This window comes from Frankia sp. RB5, from assembly GCF_059816245.1.
On record NZ_JCBATA010000011.1, the window covers coordinates 74,625 to 96,861 of the forward strand.

At 72.5% G+C, this 22,237-nt stretch carries 22 protein-coding genes; 16 read left to right on the forward strand and 6 right to left on the reverse strand.

All coding sequences use genetic code 11. The features are described 5' to 3' along the window. Positions 1-302 precede the first annotated feature (302 nt). Positions 303-977 carry a TetR/AcrR family transcriptional regulator gene (locus tag AC6EXY_RS07905; protein ID WP_243407079.1) on the reverse strand — a complete coding sequence of 225 codons (675 nt, stop codon included), beginning with the start codon at positions 975-977 and terminating at the stop codon, positions 303-305. Positions 978-1,238: 261 nt separating this feature from the next. On the opposite strand from AC6EXY_RS07905, the gene AC6EXY_RS07910 reads away from it, so the two are divergent. The 3 genes from AC6EXY_RS07910 to AC6EXY_RS07920 all read left to right on the forward strand — a co-directional run bounded on the left by AC6EXY_RS07910 (position 1,239) and on the right by AC6EXY_RS07920 (position 4,572). After that, positions 1,239-2,741 (forward strand): MFS transporter, encoded by a 1,503-nt coding sequence (locus AC6EXY_RS07910; protein ID WP_243407080.1) that lies wholly within the window; start codon positions 1,239-1,241, stop codon positions 2,739-2,741. Positions 2,742-2,876: 135 nt separating this feature from the next. Continuing rightward, positions 2,877-3,464 (forward strand): MaoC family dehydratase, encoded by a 588-nt coding sequence (locus AC6EXY_RS07915; protein WP_499817094.1) that lies wholly within the window; start codon positions 2,877-2,879, stop codon positions 3,462-3,464. A 40-nt stretch (positions 3,465-3,504) separates the two neighbouring features. Next, a complete protein-coding gene (locus AC6EXY_RS07920; RefSeq protein WP_499817093.1) occupies positions 3,505-4,572 on the forward strand; it encodes a phosphotransferase in 1,068 nt (355 codons plus the stop codon). Here AC6EXY_RS07920 and AC6EXY_RS07925 read toward each other — a convergent pair. The 5 genes from AC6EXY_RS07925 to AC6EXY_RS07945 form a co-directional block, all read right to left on the reverse strand. Beyond that, positions 4,513-5,067 (reverse strand): AAA family ATPase, encoded by a 555-nt coding sequence (locus AC6EXY_RS07925; protein WP_499817092.1) that lies wholly within the window; start codon positions 5,065-5,067, stop codon positions 4,513-4,515. The two genes, AC6EXY_RS07920 and AC6EXY_RS07925, sit on opposite strands and share 60 nt — an antisense overlap. 10 nt (positions 5,068-5,077) lie before the next feature. Then, positions 5,078-5,563, reverse strand: coding sequence for a VOC family protein (locus tag AC6EXY_RS07930; RefSeq protein WP_101833454.1), 486 nt, complete (start codon positions 5,561-5,563; stop codon positions 5,078-5,080). Between the two features lie 130 nt (positions 5,564-5,693). Beyond that, complete coding sequence (locus tag AC6EXY_RS07935; RefSeq protein ID WP_499817091.1) at positions 5,694-7,277, reverse strand: MFS transporter; 1,584 nt, start codon at positions 7,275-7,277, stop codon at positions 5,694-5,696. Positions 7,278-7,382: 105 nt separating this feature from the next. Next, positions 7,383-8,993: an FMN-binding glutamate synthase family protein gene (locus tag AC6EXY_RS07940; protein ID WP_499817090.1), complete on the reverse strand. Its 1,611-nt coding sequence runs from the start codon at positions 8,991-8,993 to the stop codon at positions 7,383-7,385. A 205-nt stretch (positions 8,994-9,198) separates the two neighbouring features. Further along, positions 9,199-9,723: a TIGR00725 family protein gene (locus AC6EXY_RS07945; protein WP_499817089.1), complete on the reverse strand. Its 525-nt coding sequence runs from the start codon at positions 9,721-9,723 to the stop codon at positions 9,199-9,201. Between the two features lie 142 nt (positions 9,724-9,865). Between AC6EXY_RS07945 and AC6EXY_RS07950 the strand changes: the two genes are divergently transcribed. The 13 genes from AC6EXY_RS07950 to hypF all read left to right on the forward strand — a co-directional run bounded on the left by AC6EXY_RS07950 (position 9,866) and on the right by hypF (position 22,231). Continuing rightward, positions 9,866-10,690, forward strand: a complete 825-nt coding sequence (locus AC6EXY_RS07950; RefSeq protein ID WP_101836396.1) for an ABC transporter substrate-binding protein — start codon at positions 9,866-9,868, stop codon at positions 10,688-10,690. 149 nt (positions 10,691-10,839) lie between these two features. Further along, positions 10,840-11,073: a hypothetical protein gene (locus tag AC6EXY_RS07955; protein ID WP_101836395.1), complete on the forward strand. Its 234-nt coding sequence runs from the start codon at positions 10,840-10,842 to the stop codon at positions 11,071-11,073. A 402-nt stretch (positions 11,074-11,475) separates the two neighbouring features. Next, on the forward strand, positions 11,476-11,826 hold the full coding sequence (locus AC6EXY_RS07960) for a hydrogenase maturation nickel metallochaperone HypA/HybF (protein ID WP_101836394.1): 351 nt from the start codon (positions 11,476-11,478) through the stop codon (positions 11,824-11,826). A 25-nt stretch (positions 11,827-11,851) separates the two neighbouring features. Next, the gene (gene hypB / locus AC6EXY_RS07965) at positions 11,852-12,784 is read left to right on the forward strand and encodes a hydrogenase nickel incorporation protein HypB (protein ID WP_101836393.1); all 933 of its coding nucleotides are present in this window, start codon (positions 11,852-11,854) and stop codon (positions 12,782-12,784) included. Positions 12,785-12,908: 124 nt separating this feature from the next. Continuing rightward, complete coding sequence (locus AC6EXY_RS07970; RefSeq protein WP_499817088.1) at positions 12,909-14,459, forward strand: hypothetical protein; 1,551 nt, start codon at positions 12,909-12,911, stop codon at positions 14,457-14,459. Next, a complete protein-coding gene (locus AC6EXY_RS07975) occupies positions 14,456-15,013 on the forward strand; it encodes a hydrogenase maturation protease (RefSeq protein WP_499817087.1) in 558 nt (185 codons plus the stop codon). The genes AC6EXY_RS07970 and AC6EXY_RS07975 overlap by 4 nt, the downstream gene beginning before the upstream one ends. An 18-nt stretch (positions 15,014-15,031) precedes the next feature. Further along, positions 15,032-16,093 carry an NADH-quinone oxidoreductase subunit B family protein gene (locus AC6EXY_RS07980; protein ID WP_101836391.1) on the forward strand — a complete coding sequence of 354 codons (1,062 nt, stop codon included), beginning with the start codon at positions 15,032-15,034 and terminating at the stop codon, positions 16,091-16,093. Positions 16,094-16,192: 99 nt separating this feature from the next. Next, positions 16,193-17,986: a nickel-dependent hydrogenase large subunit gene (locus AC6EXY_RS07985; protein WP_499817086.1), complete on the forward strand. Its 1,794-nt coding sequence runs from the start codon at positions 16,193-16,195 to the stop codon at positions 17,984-17,986. Beyond that, positions 17,979-18,557: a NifU-related iron-sulfur-binding protein gene (locus tag AC6EXY_RS07990; RefSeq protein WP_101836389.1), complete on the forward strand. Its 579-nt coding sequence runs from the start codon at positions 17,979-17,981 to the stop codon at positions 18,555-18,557. Before AC6EXY_RS07985 ends, AC6EXY_RS07990 begins: the two co-directional genes overlap by 8 nt. Then, the gene (locus AC6EXY_RS07995; RefSeq protein ID WP_243408174.1) at positions 18,554-19,267 is read left to right on the forward strand and encodes a DUF5947 family protein; all 714 of its coding nucleotides are present in this window, start codon (positions 18,554-18,556) and stop codon (positions 19,265-19,267) included. Before AC6EXY_RS07990 ends, AC6EXY_RS07995 begins: the two co-directional genes overlap by 4 nt. 51 nt (positions 19,268-19,318) lie before the next feature. Beyond that, positions 19,319-19,528 carry a hypothetical protein gene (locus AC6EXY_RS08000; RefSeq protein WP_101836388.1) on the forward strand — a complete coding sequence of 70 codons (210 nt, stop codon included), beginning with the start codon at positions 19,319-19,321 and terminating at the stop codon, positions 19,526-19,528. A 31-nt stretch (positions 19,529-19,559) separates the two neighbouring features. After that, positions 19,560-19,727, forward strand: coding sequence for a hypothetical protein (locus AC6EXY_RS08005; protein ID WP_165818699.1), 168 nt, complete (start codon positions 19,560-19,562; stop codon positions 19,725-19,727). A 2-nt stretch (positions 19,728-19,729) separates the two neighbouring features. Continuing rightward, positions 19,730-22,231, forward strand: coding sequence for a carbamoyltransferase HypF (gene hypF, locus AC6EXY_RS08010; RefSeq protein ID WP_499817085.1), 2,502 nt, complete (start codon positions 19,730-19,732; stop codon positions 22,229-22,231). Positions 22,232-22,237: the final 6 nt, after the last annotated feature.

Below are 22,237 nucleotides of genomic sequence, written 5' to 3' on the forward strand. Positions count from 1 at the left end.
CGAACGCGTCGCGCGCCCCCTGCCGGCCGAGGTCCGCGCCGGGTCGGTCGTTCGGGTGGAATCTGCCTGTCGTGTGCCCATCGACGTGCCGCCTCCCGCGGCCGGCGCGAGCCATGGCGGGCGGCTCTCACCCGGCCATCGGGGGAGTGGTCGCACCGGTTCTGCCCGCGGGTCGCGCGGGGCGGGACCGCCACGCACCGCGGCCGGCGGCCACCCACAGCTCGAGCTCTCCTACGAGTGCAGGTCGCGGCGGCGGGCGTGTCAACCGCAGTGATCGCCGGCGCCGGGCGCCGGGGCGCCGCTCACGCGCCGGCGGAGCACACCCGCAGCGGGCCGGCACGCAGGGCGGCCATCGCCTCGTCGACGAGCGGGACGAGATCGGAGCCGGGGGGCATCGACGCCCACGCGTCGACCACCACGTTGATCGCCGCGAGCGCGCAGGCGGTGGCGACGCGGGTCGAGAGGTCCGTCGGGGCGCGGCCGAGGCGGGTCGCGAGCACCTCGGCCAGGGCGCGCTCGCTGGTGCGGGACGCCTCGACGAGCACACCGCGGACGCGGGGGAGTTCGGTGATCAGGAGCAGCAGCGAGCGGACGACCTCCGGGTCGTTGTCGAGGTTGCGCCACATGTCGACCATCGCCCGGCCGAGGGCGTCGGCGGGATGCTCCTCGGCGGGTCGCGCGCGCATGGCTTCCACGAGCACGGCCAGCTCGAAGTGGACGGCCTCGCGGAGCATGTCCTCCTTGAACGGGAAGTAGCGAAACACGGTGCGCGGGCTCATGTCGACCGCGGCCGCCACATCCTCGACCGTCGTCGCGTCGTAGCCGCGGGACATGAACAGCTGCAGCGCCGCGTCCGCGATGCTGGCGCGGATCCGCGCCCGCCGGCGCTCCGCCCGGGACAGCTCGCCGGGGTTCGTCCCCATCGCCTGGCCGGTCGGCGCGTCCGTGGCAGCGCCGTGTTCCGCCGGATCACCCACCCTTCGATCATATCGCTCCGCCCAGGTGATTGTCATCTCTGTCGGTTTGGCAGAGCTGACAAAATGGCACCTATGTCGGAGAGTGGTGGAGGAAGCCCGGACGACCTGAAGGGACATCGGCTCATGTCCACAGCAACGGGCGCGGAACACGCGCCGCGCCACGAGGACCACCCGGGGAGGTCGCGTCACGCCTCCCGCGAGGCCGGGACGACGCCGCCGGGCGGGGCGGCGGGCCGTCGAGGTCATCCGTGGTTGACCCTGGTGAGCGTCGCGCTCGGCGTGATCATGGTCGGCCTCGACGCGACCGTCGTGTCGATCGCCAACCCGCGCATCGCCGAGGACCTGCACGCTTCCCTGTCGGACCTGCAGTGGGTGACCAACTCCTACCTGCTGGCCCTGGCGGTACTGCTCATCCCCGCCGGCAAGCTCGGCGACCGGTTCGGCCGGCGGCGGATCTTCCTGATCGGGGTCGTCGGCTTCGCCCTGACCTCGCTCGGGGTCGGCCTGGTCGGCTCCATCACGGGCGTGATCGTCTTCCGCGCCCTGCAGGGGGTGGCCGGCGCGCTGCTGATGCCGAACACGCTGGCCATCCTGCGTTCGGCCTTCCCGCCGGAGAAGCTCAACATGGCCATCGGCGTGTGGGGCGGTGCCTCGGCGATCTCCATCGCGGCCGGGCCGATCATCGGCGGCCTTCTCGTCGAGCATGTGAGCTGGGAGTCCGTCTTCATTATCAACATCCCGGTCGGGGCGGTCGCGCTCGTCGTCGGCCTGCTGGTCCTCGCCGAGAGCCGGGACGAGTCGGGGCCGCACCATCTGGACGTCCCCGGCCTGCTGACCCTCGCCGGCGGCCTGTTCGCCCTCGTCTTCGGCATGATCAAGGCGCAGAGCTGGGGCTGGGACTCCGGACGGACGATCGGGTTCCTCGTCGCCGCCGCCGTCCTGCTCGTGGCGTTCGTGCTGATCGAGTCCCGGGTGCGCGCGCCGCTGGTGCCCATGCGGCTGTTCCGCAACCGCTCGCTCAGCCTGAGCACGCTCATCGTCGTCCTGACGTTCCTCGCGCTGTTCGGCGTGCTGTTCTTCCTCACGCTGTACCTGCAGAACGTGCACGGCTACTCCGCGGTGCAGGCCGGGGTGCGCACCCTGCCGCTGTCCGCGGTGTTCATGGTCAGCAGCCCGCTCGGTGCCGCCCTCAACGCCCGCTTCGGCCCGCGGGTGCCGATCGCGGCCGGCATGACCCTGCTCGTCGGGGCCTTCGTGCTGCTCACCCAGCTGGAGCCCGACTCGTCCTACCACCTGCTCTGGCCGGCGTTCGTCGCGATCGGCGTCGGGGTCGGACTCACCGTGACGGCCGCCTCCGACGCGATCGTCGGCAACGCGCCGGTGGCCGACTCCGGCGTCGCCGGCGGCCTGCAGTCGACGGCCACCCAGCTCGGCGGCGTCCTCGGCACCGCCATCCTCGGCTCGGTGCTGGCCAGCCGGGTCGGCTCGGTGCTGGGCGACCGGCTGGTCGCCGCCGGCGTCCCGGCGGCGCAGGCCGAGCGGCTCACCCAGGCCAAGGAGGCCGTCGGGCAGGGCCTGGTACCGCCGGTGCCCGGGGCGTCCGACGCGCTGCGCGCCGCCGTCGAGTCCGGCAGCCACGCCGCGTTCATGAGCGGACTGCACGTCTCGATGGTGATCGGCGCCGCGCTGTCCGCTGTCGCGCTGCTGCTCGCGCTGCTGATCCGTCCCGGGGAGAACGCCGGGTCCGGGGTCGTCCACGTCTGACGGCCCCGCCCACCCGACGCTGCCGGTCCGCCCCCTGCCCCGGGCGGGCCGTGTTAGCGTCCGGTGCTCGCCCCGACATCGCCCCGACATCGCCGCGGCGGGTTGCGGGCGGCAGGTGGACGAGGGAGACAGGCGATGGCGGGTTCCGTCACGGCGACGCCGCCGGGCGCGGGTGACGATCCGAGTGAGGCCGTGGCCGGCGCGCAGGCGGCGCCGTCGCGGCGCGTCGTCGAGCAGCGGGGGCTGTGGTTCGACGAGCTGGAGACCGACGTCGTCTACACCCACCGGCCGGGCCGGACCGTCGGCGAGGCCGACAACACGCTGTTCAGCACCCTGACGATGAACCCGCAGGCGCTGCACCTCGACGAGGCGTGGAGTGCGACGCAGCCGTTCGGCACCCGTCTGGTCAACAGCATGTTCACGCTGTCGACGCTGGTCGGCCTGTCCGTCAACCAGCTCACCCAGGGCACGACCGTGGCCAACCTCGGCTTCGGGGAGATCCGCTTCCCGGCGCCGGTGTTCCACGGCGACACCCTGTACGCCGAGACGGTCGTGCTCGCCAGGCGCCGCTCCCGCAGCCGTCCCGGCGAGGGCGTGGTCACCTTCGAGCACACGGCCCGCAACCAGCGCGGCGAGATCGTCGCCGTCGCGGTGCGCAGCGCCCTGATCAGGGCTGAGCCCGCGTCCGCGGACACGGGCGCCGCCGGCGCGGACGGGCTATAAACGTACACGTCGCGCCGTCCCGGTAGGAGATGATCTTTTTATGCCCGTCGCGCCCGTGCGCATCGAACATGTCACGCCCGAGTGGCTCACCGGCTTCCTCGCGGTGGAGCACCCCGACGTACGGGTGGACGACATCGAGATCACCGAGCGTACGCAGGGCGCGGCGACCCGGCTGCGACTGCGGCTGCGGTACGCGGCCGGCCACGACGCCGGCCTGCCGGAGGAGATGTTCCTCAAGACCTCGCTCACGCAGCGGATGCTCGTGACCGACCCGAGCATGTACCTCACCGAGGTCCGCTACTACGAGCATTTCCGGCAGCACGCCCGCTACGAGACGCCGCAGGTCTTCGGCCTCGTCGTCGACGAGGTGACCAGGCGGTTCGCGGTGGCCATCGAGGATCTCGCGGGGCGTGACGCCGCTTTCCCGAGCGCCCTGTCGAGCACGTCCGCGGACGACCTCGCTCCCCTGATGAGCACCCTCGCCGCGATGCACGCCGAGTACTGGGGGCAGCCCGATCTGGAGAAGCGGTTCGACTGGCTGGAGACCGCCCGCCGCGGCCCGTCGTCGAACTGGTATCTCGCGCCGGACGGCGTCGCCGCCTTCGACTTCGGCCTGACCGAGGAGTACAAGCCGCAGGTGCTCGACCTCGCCCGTCATCCGCGCGAGCGGATGGCGCGGGCCTTCCGCGCGTTGCAGGTGGCGAACGACACCGAGCCGCGCACGGTCATTCACGGCGACGTCCACATCGGCAACACCTACCAGCTGCCGGACGGTCGCTTCGGCCTGATCGACTGGCAGCTCATGCGGATCGCCACCTGGGCGAACGACGTCGCCTACGCGGTGGTGACCGCGCTCGACATCTCCGAGCGGCGCGCCCGCGAGCAGGACCTGCTGCGCCACTACCTCGACGAGCTGCGGGCGCGGGGCGTCGAGCCGCCCGTCTGGGACGACGCCTGGCGGCACTACCGCCAGCAGATGATCTGGGGCATGTTCACCTGGGTCGTCACCCCCACGGTCATGTACAACCGTGAGCTGATCGAAACCCTGCTACGGCGCTGCGTGACCGCCACCGAGGACCTCGACACCTACGCCGTCCTCGACTGCTGACCAGGCCGCCACCTCGGCGCGGCCGCGGAGTCGCACACACGCGCGCTCCGCCGGCTCGGTGGCGAACCGCTCGGCGTACCGGACGCGGTACTCGGCGTGCTTGCGCCATGACCAGCGGATCGGATGGTCGGCACGCGGCACGTCGCGCCACCGTTCCCGGTTGCCGTTCCACAGCCGCCTGCGCAGCACCAGCCGACCGGCCGTGCGTCGCACCACCCGCCACTCGACCAGCCAGCGGGGCAGATCCAGCCAGACCACCGTGTCCGCCCTGGCCCAGACGAGCTCCTGGACGGCCGAGTAGTTGCCGTCGACGACCCAGGCCGGCGCCGCGACCGCCGCGGTGACATCGGCGACGAAGGTCGGCCGTGGAGTCCAGCCCGGACCGTGCTGGAGAGCGTCCAGCTCGATGTGCGGGACGGCCATCTCGGCGGCGACCCGCCGGGCGAGCGTCGTCTTGCCGGAACCGGACGCGCCGACGACGAGGATGCGGACCACCGCGCTGATCCTAGCCGGGCTGATCTCCCGCCGCGGCGCGGGCGATCTCGGCGATGTCGATCTTCTTCATGCTCAGCATCGCCTCCATGGCCCGCCGCGCCCGCTCGGGATCCGGGTCGCCGAGCAGGTCGCCGAGCGCCGTCGGGACGATCTGCCAGGACACGCCGAACCGGTCCTTGAGCCAGCCGCACTGGCTCTCCGAGCCGCCGTCCGCGATCAGGCTGTCCCAGTAGCGGTCCACCTCCTCCTGGGACGCGCAGTGGACCTGCAGGGAGAACGCCTCCGTCTGCGGGAACACGGGCCCGCCGTTGAGCGCGACGTACGACGTGCCATCCAGCTCGAACTCGACGGTCATCACCGCGCCCTCGGGTCCCGGCGAGCCCGGACCGTACCGGGTGACGTTCGTGATCCGCGAGTTCGGGATCAGCGAGGTGTAGAGCTGTGCGGCCTGCTCGCCCTGGTCGTCGAACCACAGACACGGCGTGATGGTGGGCATGGGGAACCCTTTCGCTCGGGGCCGCTCTCACCGCGGCCCGATCCGGGGCCGGGCCCGGCATGGTGCCCGACGGCCAGCACCCTAGAGGCCCCCTCCGACAGAACTCGGCCGCCGCCGATGTCGGAGCCGGTCAGGCACGCGTGGTGGGGCCGGCGGTCGGATCGGCCAGGGGCGGTGCGTCCAGGCAGCAGTGCAGCGCCGCGGTCGGCTGGGCGGGAGCGGCTCCGGCCGCCGAAGCCAGACCTCCGGCGGGTACCGGTGCTCCGGGGGGCGCGGGCCGGCCGGCAGGTACCGGACGGCCGACGGGGACCGGCGGGCGGGCTGGGCGGGGTGGGTTGCGGATCGTGACGGCGGCGATCAGACCGCCGAGTCCGCACAGCGCCGCGGCGAGCAGTACCGCCATGTGGAAGCCCCGGGAGAACTCGGCCGGATGCAGGTAGGACGCTCCGGTGATGCCGCCGAGCGCGGGCAGGACGGCGACGGCGATCAGGCTCGCGACCCGCGCCACGTCGTTGTTCACCGCCGAGGCGAGGCCCGCGTGGCGCGGCGTGACGGCGGCGAGCGCGGTCGCGGTCAGCGGCGCCACCGTCATCGCGAGACCCAGGCCGAACACGGTGACGGCGGGCAGCACCTGCGTCAGGTAGTCGCCCGCCGCGTCGATCCGGGTGAGCAGCGCGAGGCCCGCCCCGACGACGATCGGGCCGACGCTCATCTGCAGGCGTGGCCCGATCCGGGCGGCGAGGCGACCGGACCGGGCGGACAGCGCCAGCATGATCACCGTGACCGGCAGCAGGGCCGTGCCCGACCGCAGTGGGCTGTAGCCGCAGACCTGCTGGAGCTGTACCGGCAGCAGGAACAGGGCACCGCCGAGTGCCGCGTACACGACGAAGGTCACCAGGTTCGTGGCGGTGAACTGGCGGGCGGTGAAAAGGCCCAGCGGCAGCATCGGGTCCGGTGCCCGCCGTTCCCAGCCGAGGAACGCGGCGAGCGTCAGCACCCCGCCGCCCAGCGCCGCCAGCACCGCGGGCTCCGACCAGCCCGCCGACGACCCCTCGATGAGACCGTAGGTCACCCCGACCAGGCCGAGTGTGATCAGGGCGCCGCCGGCGACGTCCACGCGCCCGCCGGGTCGCGTGTCGCGGGACTCCGGCACGTGCCGCCACGTCACGGCGATGACGGCCGCCGCCACCGGCAGGTTGATCAGGAAGATCAGCCGCCAGGACCACACCTCGACGAGCCAGCCGCCGAGGAACGGGCCGACCGCCGTCGCCACCCCGCCGAGTCCCGACCACGCCCCGATCGCCCGTCCGCGGTCGTCCGGGACGAAACTCGCCTCCAGGATCGCCAGGCTGCCCGGCGTCAGCAGTGCCGCACCGACCCCCTGCAGGGCTCGGGCGGCGATGAGCACCGGCGCGTTCGGTGCCGCCGCACAACCCGCCGACGCGACGACGAACCAGGCGACACCGATGAGGAACACCCGTCGCCGCCCGTACCGATCCCCGAGATCACCGGCGACGAGCAGCAGCCCCGCAAGGGTGAGCGTGTATCCGGTGACCACCCACTGCAACGACGACAGGCCGACACCGAAGTCGCGGCCGATCGCGGGCAGTGCGATACCGACCACCGTCGCGTCGATCGCGGCGAGCGCCGACCCGAGCACCGTGGCCGCGAGCACCCATCGTCCCGCCGGCGTGCCGACGCGCAGGCCTTCCACCGGCGTCATCGTCCGGCGCCGAGGTCGCCCTGTCCAGCCCCGGCAGACGGCCCCCGCGGCCCGGATCCTGTGACCGCGGGGTGACCCGGGCGACGGATCACCGGGTCACCGACTGCCGCTCACGGTCGACGGGCGGAAACGGTCGGGGTCCGCGGCGGTCCAGTCGGCGGCCCAGTCCGCGGGGGGCTCGGCGAGCAGCTCGCCCGGTTCGAGCCAGGAGTACAGCTCGGCGTAGCTTCGGGTGTCGGTGTGGCTGAGCCGGCGCATCAGCATCGCCGGTCCCAGTTCGCCCGGCGCCGCGCAGCCCAGCGACGCCATCACCTGCACGGCGGTGGCGACGGTGGCCTGCTGGTAGCGGCGCACCCGCTCACCCTTGTCGGCGACGTCGAGCGCGCGGGCACGGCGCGGGTCCTGGGTGGCCACGCCGGTGGGGCAGGTGTTGGTGTGGCAGCGCTGCGCCTGGATGCAGCCCACCGCCATCATCATCGCCCGCGCCGCGTTCGTGTAGTCGGCGCCCTGCGCCAGCCGTTTGACGATGTCGACGCCGGTGGCGACCTTGCCACTCACTCCGATCCGGATCCGGTCCCGCAGCCCGACGCCGACCAGCGCGTTGTGCACGGTGATCAGCCCCTCGGTCAGTGGCGTGCCGACGTGGTCCTCGTATTCGAGCGGCGCCGCGCCGGTGCCGCCCTCCGCGCCGTCGACGACGATGAAGTCCGGTGTGACTCCTTCGGCGAGCATCGCCCGGCAGATCGCGAGCAGTTCCCGGCGCGACCCGACGCACAGCTTGAACCCGGCGGGCTTGCCGCCGGCGAGCTCCCGCATCCGCGCGACGAACAGCACCAGCTCCCGCGGGGTGGCGAACACCCGGTGCCCCGGCGGGCTCACGCAGGTCACCCCTGCCGGTACCCCGCGGGCCGCGGCGATCTCGGCGGTGACCTTCCTCGCGGGCAGGATCCCGCCGAGTCCCGGCTTCGCGCCCTGGCTCAGCTTCAGCTCCACCATCCGCACCGACGGCAGGGCCGCGACGTCCTTGAACCGGGTCGGGTCGAAGTCACCGTCCGGGGTGCGGGTGCCGAAGTAGCCGCTGCCGATCTCCCAGACGAGGTCGGCGCCGTGGCGCAGGTGATGCTCGGTGAGCCCACCCTCGCCGGTGTCGTGGGCGAACCCGCCCGCGGCCGCACCGCGGTTCATCGCGAGGACCGCGTTGGCGGACAGCGAGCCGAAGCTCATCGCCGAGATGTTCAGCAGCGCGATGTCGTAGGGCTGGGTGCAGTCCGGGCCGCCGACTCGGATCCGGGGCGGCGGCGCGTCCGATGCCGGGTCCAGCGGCGCGGTCGAGTGCGGCAGGAACTCGTAGCCGACGGCGTTGACGTCACGTTCCGTGCCGAACGCCTGGTCGCTGTGGATGCCCTTGGCCCGCTCGTAGATGCTCGTGCGCACGTCGCGGTCGAAGGGCCGGCCGTCGAAGTTGCGCTCGATGAAGTACTGCTGGATCTCGGGGCGGATCCGTTCGAGCAGGAACCGCAGATGCCCGGCGACCGGATAGTTCCGCAGGATGGCGTGCTGACGCTGAGTGATGTCCCGCCCGGCCAGCGCGAGCAGCGCCACGGCCACGGCGACCGCGGCCCACCACCCCGGCGAGGCCCACACCGCACCGGCGACCGCCGCCGCCGTGACGACGACCAGCCCCGACACCATCCCCAACGGGAACATCGCGCTCGCGGTCCTCTCGTGCGTCCACAGCGCCGCGAGAGGCTCACCGGAGCGGGATCCGGCGCCTCCAGGCGGCGATACGCACCGTCGCGACGCATGCGACGGTATACGCCGCGACCGCCCGACTCGGCTCCTTACCGTCGGCTTTCCCGGCTGACCCTTCTTCCCTCCGTTGCGACGGCCCGCCTGACACCGCTATGCCGCGTCAGCCTCCGTCGGGCTCGGGCAGGGCGAGCGCGGACCGCACCGCGACGACCACGTCGTCGACGTCGCTGACCGGGATGACCGCCGGGGCGGCCCGGTCGCCGGTGTCGACCCCCCACGTTCCCAGGCCGATCACCGGCCGCCCGGTCCGCAGGGCGAGCGCGATCTCGCTGAGCGTGCCCCAGCTCCCGCCGACGGCGACGAGCGCGTCGCTGGCCCGCACGAGCAGGCCGTTGCGCATCTCGCCGAGCCCGGTCGGAAGGCTCACGGTGAGATGCGGGTTCCCCGCCGCGCGGGACATGCCCGGCAGCAGGCCGACGGTCATCCCACCCGCCGCCTGCGCGCCCCGGCAGGCCGCGGCCATCACCCCGCCAAGGCCGCCGCACACCACGATCCAGCCGGCGCCGCCGAGGCGCTGACCCACCGCTTCCGCGACGGCGAGCTCGCCGTCGCTCGCGTCACTCGGACCTACGACACCGACGTACCGCGCGCTCTCGGCCATGGGCCCGATGATGGCCGCGTCCATCGGCGTTGCGCGGAGGAGCGCGGCCGGTACCGCCCTCGGGCGCTTTGTCCTGATGGGCAATACTGTGTACTGCTTCTTCTCGACGTCACCTGCTCGTGCCCCGTTCCCTGGACCGGGGGAGATCACCGGAGGTCACGCCCGTATGCCACGCGCCCGGCTGCTCGCCGCGCTTGCCCTGGTGACCGCGACTCTGCTCGCGATCACCTCCTGCAGCGGCTCGGGCGGCTCGTCCCATGGCCTGCACCTGGTCCACGCCGGCGAGCTGACGATCGCAACAGGCTCTCCGGCGCAGGCGCCGTGGTTCTCGGGTGGCGACCCCGCGAACGGGCAGGGCTTCGAGAGCGCCGTCGCCTACGCCGTCGCGGCCCGGCTCGGGTTCTCCAGCGGCAAGGTCCGCTGGGTCACGGTGCCGCGGGAGCGCGCCGTCGCCGCCGGGCCGAAGTCGTTCGACTTCGCGATCGACCAGATCTCGATCACCGAGCAGCGGCGCCAGGCCGTCGACCTCAGCGGCGGCTACTACACGGCGAGCCAGGCCGTCGTCGCCCTGAAGACCTCCCGCTTCGCGCGGGTGCGGACCCTCGCCGGGCTGCGCGACGCCAAACTCGGCGCCGCCACCGGGACCCCCGCCATGGACGCGATCACCCGCGACATCGCGCCGGTGCAGGAGCCGGTCGCCTTCACCGACGTCAACGAGGCGAAGGACGCGCTGGAGAACGGCCCCATCGACGGGATCGCCGTGGACCTGCCGACCGCGCTGTCCCTCACCCGCGAGCTCGGCGACGCGTTCGTGGTCGGGCGGCTGCCAGCGAGCGGTCCCGCGCAGCAGTACGGCCTGGCGTTGGCGAAGGACAACCCCCTGGTCGGGGACGTCGACCGCGCGCTCGCCGAGCTGCGGTCCACGGGCCAGCTCAGCCGCCTGGCCGACCAGTGGCTCGGCTCCGGGGCGACCACCACCGACCTGCGCTGAAGGCGCCCGCCCCGGTGGCGTCTGCTGGTGCGGGACAGTGCGCGGACAGGAAGAAGGCATAGCTTTCGGGTGTGGCGGAAGCTACCGCAGAAAAACCGCTACTCGAATGTTGCGCAAAGTCCTCCCAGCCGTAACCATGTTGGCCCGTGATGAACTATGAGGATGTGCTGAAGGTTCCCGATCCGGTGGAGCGTGCGGTACTCGCCGACAAGCTGATGTGGGCGGATCATCCGCGGCGCCTGGAGCTACGCACAGTACGCGGGATCGCGTTGCGACAGGCCCTCGACTCCGGCCTGGAGGCAGAGGCGATCGCCGCCCGGCTCGTCGTGACGGTCGCCGATCTCGCCTGGATGGCCGCGCCCGCCTCGCCGGCGGCGGCCTGACCGACCCGGGGTGGTCGGACAATGGCGTCCGCCCGCCCGTAGCCGGCCCCACCGGCTGCCGTACCCAGTTCCGACGTGTTTTCTCTCGCACTCTCGCCTTGTCTCTCGGAAAGATGTGGTAAGCACCGGTCGACCCGGCGTGCATAAGCCGCCGCGTGGTTGGTGACCGACCGCTGCCGAAAATTCTTGCGCTTCGAGCTCCGCGTCCCGGACTTTTCGCGTCCGTTCCGGCGCGCCGTCAGCCGCACAGTCGCTGTCCGTGCTCCCTGCCTGCTCCTGGCCTCACGTCGAGGTCTACGGCTCCCCGCAGCCGGGTAGACCTGCGGTGATGCGCACCGAACACTGCCGTCGAGCTCATCTGGACCCACGGCGGGCGCGGGGCGTCGACGTCGAGGAGTCCCGATGCACGAACTCGCCGTCACCCAGAGCGTCGTGGACGCGATCCTCGATCGGACCGGCGAGGCTGAGGTGCGTGTCGTGCGCCTCGTCGTCGGGCGACTGTCCGGAGTCGTCGCGGACTCGGTGCGATTCTGCTTCGACCTGGTGGCCGAGGGCACGCCGCTTGCGGGAGCCGTCCTCGCGATCGACGAACCCGCGGGCCGGGCGCGTTGTCGACGTTGTGGCGCCGGATTCGACACGGATGACCCCCTGCCGCTCTGCGCCTGCGGCTGCGCCGACATCGCTGTCACGGGGGGTGACGATCTGCGGATCGCGTCGGTGAGCATGGTGCCGGTGTCCGGGGGTGGTGGCTGACGCCCGGCCGAGGAGGGACCGTTCGATGTGTGACACCTGCGGCTGCGCCGATCCCACCGAGGTCCCGCGGCTGACCGCGTTCCGGATCGATCCGGCGCATCACCACGATGGCCACGGCCACAACCCTCCCGCCCACGAGAACCGCGTCGTCGACCGCATGGGCGGTGACCAGGCGGACGGCGCCCGGCCAGACGGCGATGATCGGCGGACCGTGCTGCTCGAACAGCAGGTCCTGGCTCGCAACGACGAACTGGCCGCCGCGAGCCGCGCCCGCCTGGCGGCGCGAGGAGTGCTCGCGGTGAATCTCATGAGCTCGCCGGGCGCGGGCAAGACGACCCTGCTGGAGCGGACGGTCCGTGACCTCGCGCAGCGCCATCCGGTCGCGGTCGTGGAAGGCGACCAGGAGAGCGTGCGCGATGCCGAACGGATCCGGTCCGCCGGGGTACCGGTCGTCCAGGTCAACACCGGGCGGGGCTGCCATCTCGACGCGGCCATGGTCGACCGGGCGCTACACGCCCTGGATCCGCCGGCGCGCGCGGTGGTGTTCGTCGAGAACGTCGGCAACCTGGTCTGCCCGGCGCTGTTCGACCTGGGGGAGGGCGCCCGAGTTGTCCTGCTCTCGGTGACGGAGGGTGAGGACAAGCCCGTCAAGTATCCCCACATGTTCGCTCGGGCGGACCTCGTGCTGCTGACCAAGTGCGATCTGCTGCCGTACCTCGGTCTGGATCGGGATCGGCTCGTGGCCCAGGTCCATCGGGCGAACCCCGGCGCGGCGGTGATGGCACTGTCCGGCCTGCACCACGCCGCCGATACTCCGCCGGACATCCTCGCGTCGGACGCCCGCCCGCCAGGTGCTCTCCCGGTGGACGGCACCGGCCTGTCGGACTGGTACGCCTGGCTGCGCAGCCGCCGCGACGGTCTGGTGGGCGGTGAGGCTCGGGACATGGGTGGGGTTTGAGGCAGTCGGCCCCGGGCAGCCCGTCCCATGACGACGAATCGTGTTCTGAAGAACACTTCGAGTCATATCGAGCTGGGGTGGAAGCGTGCGTCAGGCCCACCGCCCTGCCGGAGAGGGAACCGCGATGCGCAACCCTGAGCGAATCAACGCCAGCCCCGCGCAGGCCGGTTTCGAGGCGGCTCGTGCCGTCGCCGACGCAGTGCTCTACGAGGGTTACCTGCTCTATCCGTATCGGCGCTCCGCGGGCAAGAACCGGGTGCGATGGCAGTTCGGCGTGCTTGCTCCGCGATCCTGGGTCGCCGGGCAGGCGTCCGCGCCGCTCGGGGTGTCGGGGTCCGCGGACGGGTGGTTCCACCAGGCCGAGTGCCTGCTGGAGGCGACGCGGACCGCGACGGTGACGGTGCGGCTGGGGTTCCTGCAGCTGACCCGGCGACAGGTGGAGCGCGGCGACGGGGCGGGTGGGTTCGAGCCGGTTGACGATCTCGAGACCGGCGGGGCGCGCATGCTCAGTTTCGACGAGGCCAGACCGCATGAGATCGATGTGACGGTCCCCCTGGCCGATCTCCTCGACGGCGACACCGGGGCGGGCAGCACCGTCGTCGAGATCCCGGGCGGGGTCGACGTCGAGCCGGTGGTGACGCCGCCGCGGGCGGCTCCCGTGCGCGTGCGGCGACAGCGCTGGCCCGCGACGGCCCGGATCACGCTGTCCACCGAGCGCGCCACGGCCCCGTTCCGGCTGTACCGGATACGCACCCGGGTGGAGAACACGGCGCTGGGCGTGCCCGCCGACCGGCCGCGGGCGGAGGCGTTGCGGCACTCGTTGATCGCCGCGCATACGCTGCTCGGCGTCAGCGATGGTCGGTTCCTGTCGCTCCTCGACCCCCCGGCCTGGGCGTCCGCCGCCGCCGGGGACTGCGAGAACCTGCGGGTCCAGCCGGTGCTCGCCGGTGCGGACGAGACCGACGACGTCGTGCTCTGCTCGCCGATCATCCTCTACGACCACCCCCGCACGGCGCCCGAGAGTCCCGGAGATCTCTTCGACGCGACGGAGATCGACGAGATCCTGTCGCTGCGTACGCGCGCGCTGACCGAGGCGGAGAAGCGCGAGGCCCGCGCGACGGACCCACGTGCCGCCGAGATCATCGACCGTGCGGACGGACTTCCCGCGGAGATCCTTGACCGCCTGCACGGTGCGATCCGCACGCTGCGACCACCGTCCCCACACTGCCCGTCCGTCCACGCCGCGTCCGCCTCCGACCCCGCCGCCTCCGACCCCGCTGGCTCCGACCCGGCCGCCTCCGACCCCGCCGGCTTCGGGTCGGTGGCTCCCGTCTCGGCCGGCGACGGCGAGGCCGGCGTGTCGCCGGCCTGGTGGGAGCCGGAGGCGGACCGGTCGGTGCGCCCGGGCGAGGACAGCGTGCTCGTGGCGGGCACCGCCGTCTCCCGTGGCAGCCAGGTCCGGCTGCGGCCGCGCCCACGCGGCACGGACGCGCACGACATGTTCCTGGTCGGCCGTCCCGCGCGGGTGGAGGCGGTCTTCCGCGACGTCGACGGTGCCTCCCATGTCGCCGTCACCCTCGAGGGCGCGGGCGACCTGCACCGTGCCGCCGGCAGGTACTTCTACTTCGCGCCTGACGAGCTGGAGCCGCTCGGGTGCCGGCCGGGTGTCTCGTGACCGCCCGCGGGGCGGGCGGGCCCGGCGCGTCACGGACGCTCGTCGCGGGAGTCGGCAACGTCTTCCTGGGCGACGACGGCTTCGGCGTGGAGGTCGCCCGCCGGATCGATCCGGGCAGCCTGCCGGCCGGGGTCGAGGTCGCCGACTACGGCATCCGGGGCGTCCACCTCGCCTACACGCTGCTCGACGGTCAGTACGACCGGCTCGTCCTCGCGGACGCGGTGCGGGCGGGCGGTCCGCCCGGCACGCTCACCGTGCTCCGGCCGGATCCCGCCGGGCCGGCCGGCGACACCGCGAGCACCGGCGACACCGCGAGCACCGGCGACACACCGGTGCTCGATGCCCACGGCCTGTCCCCGGACGCGGTGCTTGGCCTGCTGAGGACGCTTGGCGGCGAGGTGGCGGAGGTCCTGGTGGTCGGCTGCGAGCCGGCCGTCGTCGCGGAGCGGATGGAGCTGTCCCCGCAGGTTCGCGCGGCTGTCGACGCCGCGGTCGCGCTCATCGACGAGATCGTCCGGGATCCGCGGCTCGCCGCGGTCGGGCCCGACGGCTGACGGAGAGGAGGAGGAGAGATGACGGCCACGGTGACGGCCACGCAGACACGATCGAGCGGCTTCGACGAGGTGCATGTTCTCTGGATCTCCGAGGGGATGAGCTGCGACGGTGACACGGTCTCGGTGACCGCGGCGTCGCAGCCGGCCCTCGAGGATGTGCTGACCGGGCTGGTGCCCGGACTGCCGACGGTCCACCTGCACAACAAGGTGCTCTCGCCGACTCTCGGCGGGGAGGAGTTCCTCGCTCCCTTCCGCGCCGCTGCCCGCGGCGAGCTCGGTCCGTTCATCCTGGTCATCGAGGGATCCGTGCCGAACGAGAAGATCGACGGCGAGGGTTACTGGACGTCGTTCGGCAACGACCCGGACACTGGGCAGCCGCTGACCCTGAACTGGTGGCTCGACCGTCTCGCGCCCCGGGCGTGGGGTGTGGTGGCGATCGGCACCTGCGCCGCGTTCGGGGGGATCCACGCGATGGCCGGCAACCCGACGGGCTCCATGGGGCTCGGCGACTACCTCGGGCGCGACTTCACCTCTGCCGGCGGTCTGCCGATCGTCAACGTTCCCGGCTGTCCGGTGCAGCCCGACGACTTCATGGAGACCCTGACCTGGCTGCTGTACCACGCGGCCGGCAGCGCGCCTCCGCCTCCGCTCGACGACCAGCACCGGCCCGAGTGGATCTTCGGCCGGACGGTCCACGAGGGCTGTGACCGGGCGGGTTACTACGAGCAGGGCGACTTCGCGCGGGACTACAACTCGCCGAAATGCCAGGTGAAGATCGGGTGCTGGGGGCCGGTGGTCAACTGCAACGTGCCCAAGCGTGGCTGGATGGGCGGCATCGGCGGCTGCCCGAACGTCGGCGGCATCTGCATCGCCTGCACGATGCCGGGCTTCCCGGACAAGTTCATGCCCTTCATGGACATGCCGCCCGGTGCGTCTTTCTCCTCGCTCGCCGTGAAGCCGTACGGGGCGGTCATCCGCCGCCTGCGCGGCATCACGAACGCGACCGCGAACCGGGAGCCGAAATGGCGGCACAACCGGGAGCTGCTGACCACCGGTTTCAATCCGCGTTACCGCCCATAGCGGCGACGTCCCGCGGTACCGGGGCCGGCGTGTGCATCCACCCGGCCGGGCGGTGCGCGCGGCCGGACCTGATCCAGCGACGTCGAAGGGACTTGTGCGATGACGGCCACCGAGCAGATGACGGCCGCGGGGAAGCCACCGCAGATCGTCGAGATGGACTGGGACCCGATCACCCGCATCATCGGGAACCTCGGGATCTACACGAAAATCGACTTTGCCAACCAGCGGGTGACGGAGTGCCACAGCACCTCCTCGCTCTTCCGTGGCTACTCGGTGTTCATGAAGGGCAAGGACCCTCGGGACGCCGGCTTCATCACCAGCCGCATCTGCGGCATCTGCGGGGACAACCACACCACTTGTTCCGTGTACGCGCAGAACATGGCCTACGGCATCGCCAACCCGCCGATGGCAGAGTGGATCATCAACCTGGGGGAGGCGGCCGAGTACCTGTTCGACCACACGATCTTCCAGGACAACCTGGTGTTCGTGGACTTCTGCGAGGCGATGGTCAGGCAGACCAACCCGGGTGTGCTGGCCAGGGCGGAGGCGACCGCGGCTCCGCACGCGGGCGTGCACGGCATGCGCACGATCGCCGACATCATGCGCGCCCTCAACCCCTTCGAGGGAGCGCTCTACAACGAGGCGCTGCGGGTCAGTCGCATCACCCGGGAGATGTTCTGCCTGATGGAGGGCAGGCACGTCCATCCGTCCACCGTCTATCCGGGTGGGGTCGGCACCATGCCGGAGCCGACCGTGTTCACCGACTACCTCAGCCGGCTCCTCGAGATCATCGACTTCGTCAAGAAGGCCGTCGTGCTGAACGACGACCTGTTCGACTTCTGGTACGACGCGCTGCCGGGCTACGAGGAGGTGGGTCGACGCCGGGTGCTGCTGGGCTGCTGGGGTGCCTTCCAGGACCCGAGCGTCGTCGACTACCGGTACGAGAACATGACCGACTGGGGTCGGGCGATGTACGTGACGCCCGGCATCGTCGTCGACGGAAAGCTCCTGACCACCGATCTCGTCACGATCAACCTTGGTATCCGGATACTTCTTGGCAGCTCCTTCTACCGGGACTGGACGAACGAGGAGCCGTTCGTGGAACGGGATCCGCTCGGTAATCCGGTCGACATTCGCCATCCGTGGAACCAGACGACGTTCCCGGAGCCCCAGAAGCGGGACTTCGGTGACCGGTACAGCTGGGTCATGAGCCCCCGCTGGCTGGACGAGCGCAGTGGGGAGCATCTGGCGCTCGACACCGGCGGCGGACCCTTCGCCCGGCTCTACACCACCGCGCTCGCCGGTCTCGTCGACACGCCCTACGTCAAAGCCCGCGACGGCGAGGTGCGGATCTCCCTGCCACGCGGCCGATCGCTGCCGGAGACGGAGCTGCGCTGGTCGCCACCCGCCTGGTCGAACGCGATCGAGCGGGACCGGGCCCGGGTGTACTTCGTCGCCTATGCGGCCGCGATGGCGCTGCACTTCCTGGAGCAGGCGATGGACCGGATGCGTTCCGGTGACACTCGCACGTTCACCGATTTCGAGGTGCCGGACGAGACGATCGGCTGCGGATTCCACGAGGCCGTCCGGGGCGTCCTGTCGCATCACATGGTCGTCCGCGACGGAAAGATCGCCAACTACCATCCCTATCCGCCGACGCCGTGGAACGGCAGCCCACGGGACTCCTTCGGCACGCCCGGGCCCTATGAGGACGCCGTCCAGAACATGCCGATCTTCGAGGAGAACGGACCGGAGTCCTTCAAGGGCGTGGACGTGATGCGGGCGGTACGCAGCTTCGATCCCTGCCTGCCGTGCGGTGTGCACATGTATCTCGGCGGTGGCCGGACGCTGCGCACGGTGCATTCGCCGATGTTCGGGGCGAGCCATGGCTGACTCGATCGGCGCGGGCGGCCGTCGCCTCGACGACCGGGCGGTGCGGGAGCGGCTGGCCCAGCTGGACGAGGTGCTCGCGAAGGTGGAGCGGATTCCGGGCCCGAGCGGTGAGCTGGCTCTGGAGGCGGTGTCGAGCCTGGCCGCGGTGTACGGCGAGGCACTCGCCCGGGTGGTCGGGCACGCGGCGGGTGCCCCCGAGGTCACCGCAGCCCTGACCGCCGACGAACTCGTCGGCCACCTCCTGGTCCTGCACGACGTGCATCCCGAGCCGGTCGCCACCCGGGTCAGCGATGCCATCGAACGGCTGCGCCCGGCTGTGCGCCACCGCGGAGGCGAGATCGAGCTGGTGGGGATCGAGCGCGGCGTCGCGGAGATCAGCCTGACCCTCGGCGGATGCGGCTCGGCCGCCACCGAGGTGCTGGACGCTGCCCGCGAGGTCGTGCTCGCGGTCGCACCAGAGCTGTCCGACGTGCGGCGCCAGCCGCCCTCCGACGGCACCTCTCGGGACAGTGCCTTCGTCCCGCTGGACGCCGTTCTCGCCGGACCGCTCGCCGCCGGGTCCCGGTCGTGACCATCGACCTGGATCGGCTGGCTCGCCCCGAGCCCCCGGGCGGCCTGCCGGACGGGGCGCTGCGCCGTCTGCTCCGGACCGCCGCCGAGGCGGGCCGGCGGGAGGACACGCCGCGGTGCGACCTGTGCGGCGCCCCGATGCAGGCCGACCATCGGCACCTGCTCGACGAGTCGCGCGATGAGCTGATGTGCCTGTGCCGGGCCTGCGGGCTGTTGTTCGACCGCGATGCGGCCGCCCGGGGCCACTACCGGCTGGTGCCGCGGCGGCGGCTGCGCGTCAACGAGCTCGCCGGCCGCGGGGATGAGCCCGGCGAGCACCCGTGCAATCCTTCGGAGCTGGGTATACCGGTGGGACTGGCGTTCGTCGTCCTCGAGACGGACGGCGAACCGCGCGCCCGCTGCCCCAGCCCGCTGGGCGCCACCCGGTGGGAGCTGACCCCCGCTGCCTGGCATCGGCTCGTTGCCCACGCGCCGGTGCTCGCCGGCCTGGTACCGCGGGTGGAAGCACTGCTCTCGAACACCGCGCGGGGCCGGCGGGAGTGCTGGATCGCCCCGATCGACGACTGCTACCGGCTGGTGGCGATCGTGCGCGGCGAATGGAGCGGACTGTCGGGCGGCAGTCGCGTCTGGCCGGCGGTCGACGCCTTCTTCGCCGGCCTGGCCCGCGACCCGCGGGCCGCGCCGTCTCGCGTCCGAGCCGGTCCGGCGTGATCCACGGCCGCGTTCCCGCCGACACCTCCCGTCGCAGGAAAGGAGATCATCATGGCGCCGATCCGTGTCGGCCCGCCCGACGTCTCTCCGGACGCTCCCTCGCATGTCCTGGGTGTGCGGGAGGGCAACGCGGTCGGCTCCTACGAGGCCCAGTCCGGTCACCATGCGGACGGCACCGCCGACGCCCGCCGCTCCACCGGGATCCGCCCCGCCGACCGCGACCCGCTCTCGCCGGCCATGCCGAACCTGCCACCAGGCTGAGCCCGCGCACCGCCGCGCACGGAAGGATGTCATGACCAGCCATACGAAAGCCAGCGACAGCAGGCCATCCGAGACCCGGGAACGTCGGTACGGCCACGGCCGGCTGCGACTCGTGGTCGCCGCCGGCGCGGCGCTGGGCGTACTGACCTGGCGGGAGTACCCCGCCGCGGTGCGGTACGCCCGGATTCGGCGGATGTGACGATGGGCGCCGGGGTGCCCGTCCGCAGCCGAGCCGCGCCGCAGGAGAGCCGGCGCCGGCGTCGGCTCACGGTCCACGGCCTGGTTCAGGGCGTCGGCTTTCGGCCGTTCGTCCACGCGACGGCCACCGATCTGGCGCTGTCCGGATGGGTGTGCAACGACGCCGGCGGCGTCGTCGTGGAGGTCGAGGGCGCGGTGCGCGCGGTGGAGGAGTTCGGCCGTCGCCTGACCGCCGACGCTCCGCCGCTCGCCGTGATCGATCAGGTGGAGGCGACCGACGTCGCGCCCCGGGGTGAGGCGGCGTTCACGATCGCCCGGTCGCGCTGCGCGCGGCCAACGCGACCAGCCCGGACCGCCGTCTCGCCGGACGTCGCGACGTGCGCCGACTGCCTGCGCGAGCTGGGTGACCCGGCCGACCGCCGCCACGGCCATCCGTTCATCACCTGCACGAACTGCGGCCCGCGATTCACGATCATCACCGATGTGCCCTACGACCGGCCCGCCACGACGATGGCCGGCTTCGCGATGTGCGTGGCCTGCGCGCGGGAGTACGCCGACCCCCGCGACCGGCGCTTCCATGCCCAGCCGATCGCCTGCCCCGACTGCGGGCCCCGGCTGGAGTTCGTGGCACCGTCCCGCCTGGTCCACGCCGCGGACGAGGTGCGGGAGCGGGAGGACGCGCTGGCCGCGGCGGCGCGCCTGCTGCTCGATGGTGGTGTCCTCGCGGTGAAGGGCCTCGGCGGCTACCACCTGGCCTGCCTCGCCACCGACGCGGCCGCGGTGAGCACGCTGCGCCGGCGCAAACGTCGTGGAGACAAGCCGTTCGCGGTCATGGTCGCCGACCTGACGGCCGCTGGCCGTCTCGCCAGCCTCGACCGGGAGGAGGCCGCAGCGCTGAGCGCGCCGTCCCGACCGATCGTTCTGGTCGAGCGGCGCCGCGATTGCCGTCCCGTTCTGGCGGCCGCGGTCGCTCCGCACAGCGCCGACCTGGGTCTGCTCCTGCCATACACGCCTGTGCACCATCTGCTGCTCGCCGCGGTGGGCGGCGATCAGCCCCTGGTGATGACCTCGGGGAATCTCGGTGGCGAGCCCATCGCCGCCGACGACGCCGACGCGCGAGCACGGCTCGGGACGCTCGCCGACGGATGGCTGCGCCATGACCGGCCGATCCACATCCCGTGCGACGACTCGGTGCTGCGCGTCGTCGACGGCGAGCCGCTGCCGCTGCGCCGGTCCCGGGGCTTCGCGCCGCTGCCCGTCGCACTGCCGCTGCCGGTTGCGCCCACCCTGGCCGTCGGCGCCGATCTGAAGACCGTCTGCGCTCTGGGCGTCGGTCGCTCCGCCTGGCTCAGCGGGCACATCGGCGACATGGACGACGCCGCCACCCTGCGGGCGTTCACCACCGCGCAGCGGCATCTCGAGCGGCTGACCGGCGTGCGTCCCGGCGCCCTCGTCGCGGACCGCCATCCCGGCTACCGATCCGGTCAGTGGGCCCGGCGGCATGCCGAGGGCAGGCCGGTGCGCACGGTGCAGCACCATCACGCGCACGTCGCATCCGTGATGGCCGAACACGGGCTTGACGGATCCGAGCCGGTCGTGGGCATCGCCTTCGACGGCACCGGGTACGGCACGGACGGCGCCGTGTGGGGCGGCGAGGTTCTGATCGCCGACTACCGCGGCTTCCGGCGCTTCGCCCATCTGGGCGCCGTCCCGCTGCCCGGGGGCGACGCCGCGGTGCGCCGCCCGTACCGCATGGCGCTCGCGCACCTGTGGTCCGCCGGCGTCGGGTGGGACCAGGACCTGCCACCGGTGGCGGCCTGCCCGCCCACGGAGCGCCGCGCCCTCGCGCATCAGCTCGCCACCGGATTGGGCTGTGTACCTACGACGAGCATGGGGCGGCTGTTCGACGCGGTGAGCTCGCTGCTCGGCGTTCGCCACCAGGCGGATTTCGAGGCCCAGGCCGCCATCGATCTGGAGGCGTGCGCGCGCGGAGATCCTGACGGCCTCGCCGCCTGGCGTGGGCGGTACACGTTCGCCATCTCCCAGCCCACCTCGGGCTCGCCACTGATCGCGGACGCGGCGACCGTCATCCGCGCCCTTGCGCGGGATCTGCGTCGCGGGGTGCCGGCGGCCGCCGCGAGCGCGGGGCTGCATGGCGCGGTGGTGGCCCTCGTCGTCGACCTCGCCTGCCGGGCCCGCCAGGCACACGGCCTGCGGACGGTCGCGCTGACCGGTGGGGTGTTCCAGAACGTACTGCTTGCCAGGGGCGCCGGCCGGGCACTGCGGACCGCCGGGTTCACCGTGCTTCGCCACTGCCGCGTCCCGCCGAACGACGGAGGGATCGCGCTGGGGCAGCTCGCCGTCGCGGCGGCTACGGCCGCCGAGAGCGGACAGCGCCCTGAACCGAACGGATCGCACGCGGCGCGGGAGCTGCCCGTACCGCCGGAGGGGGAGGTGAGTATCCGTGTGTCTCGCGGTTCCGGGCCGCGTCGTCGCCGTCGGTGAACGGGA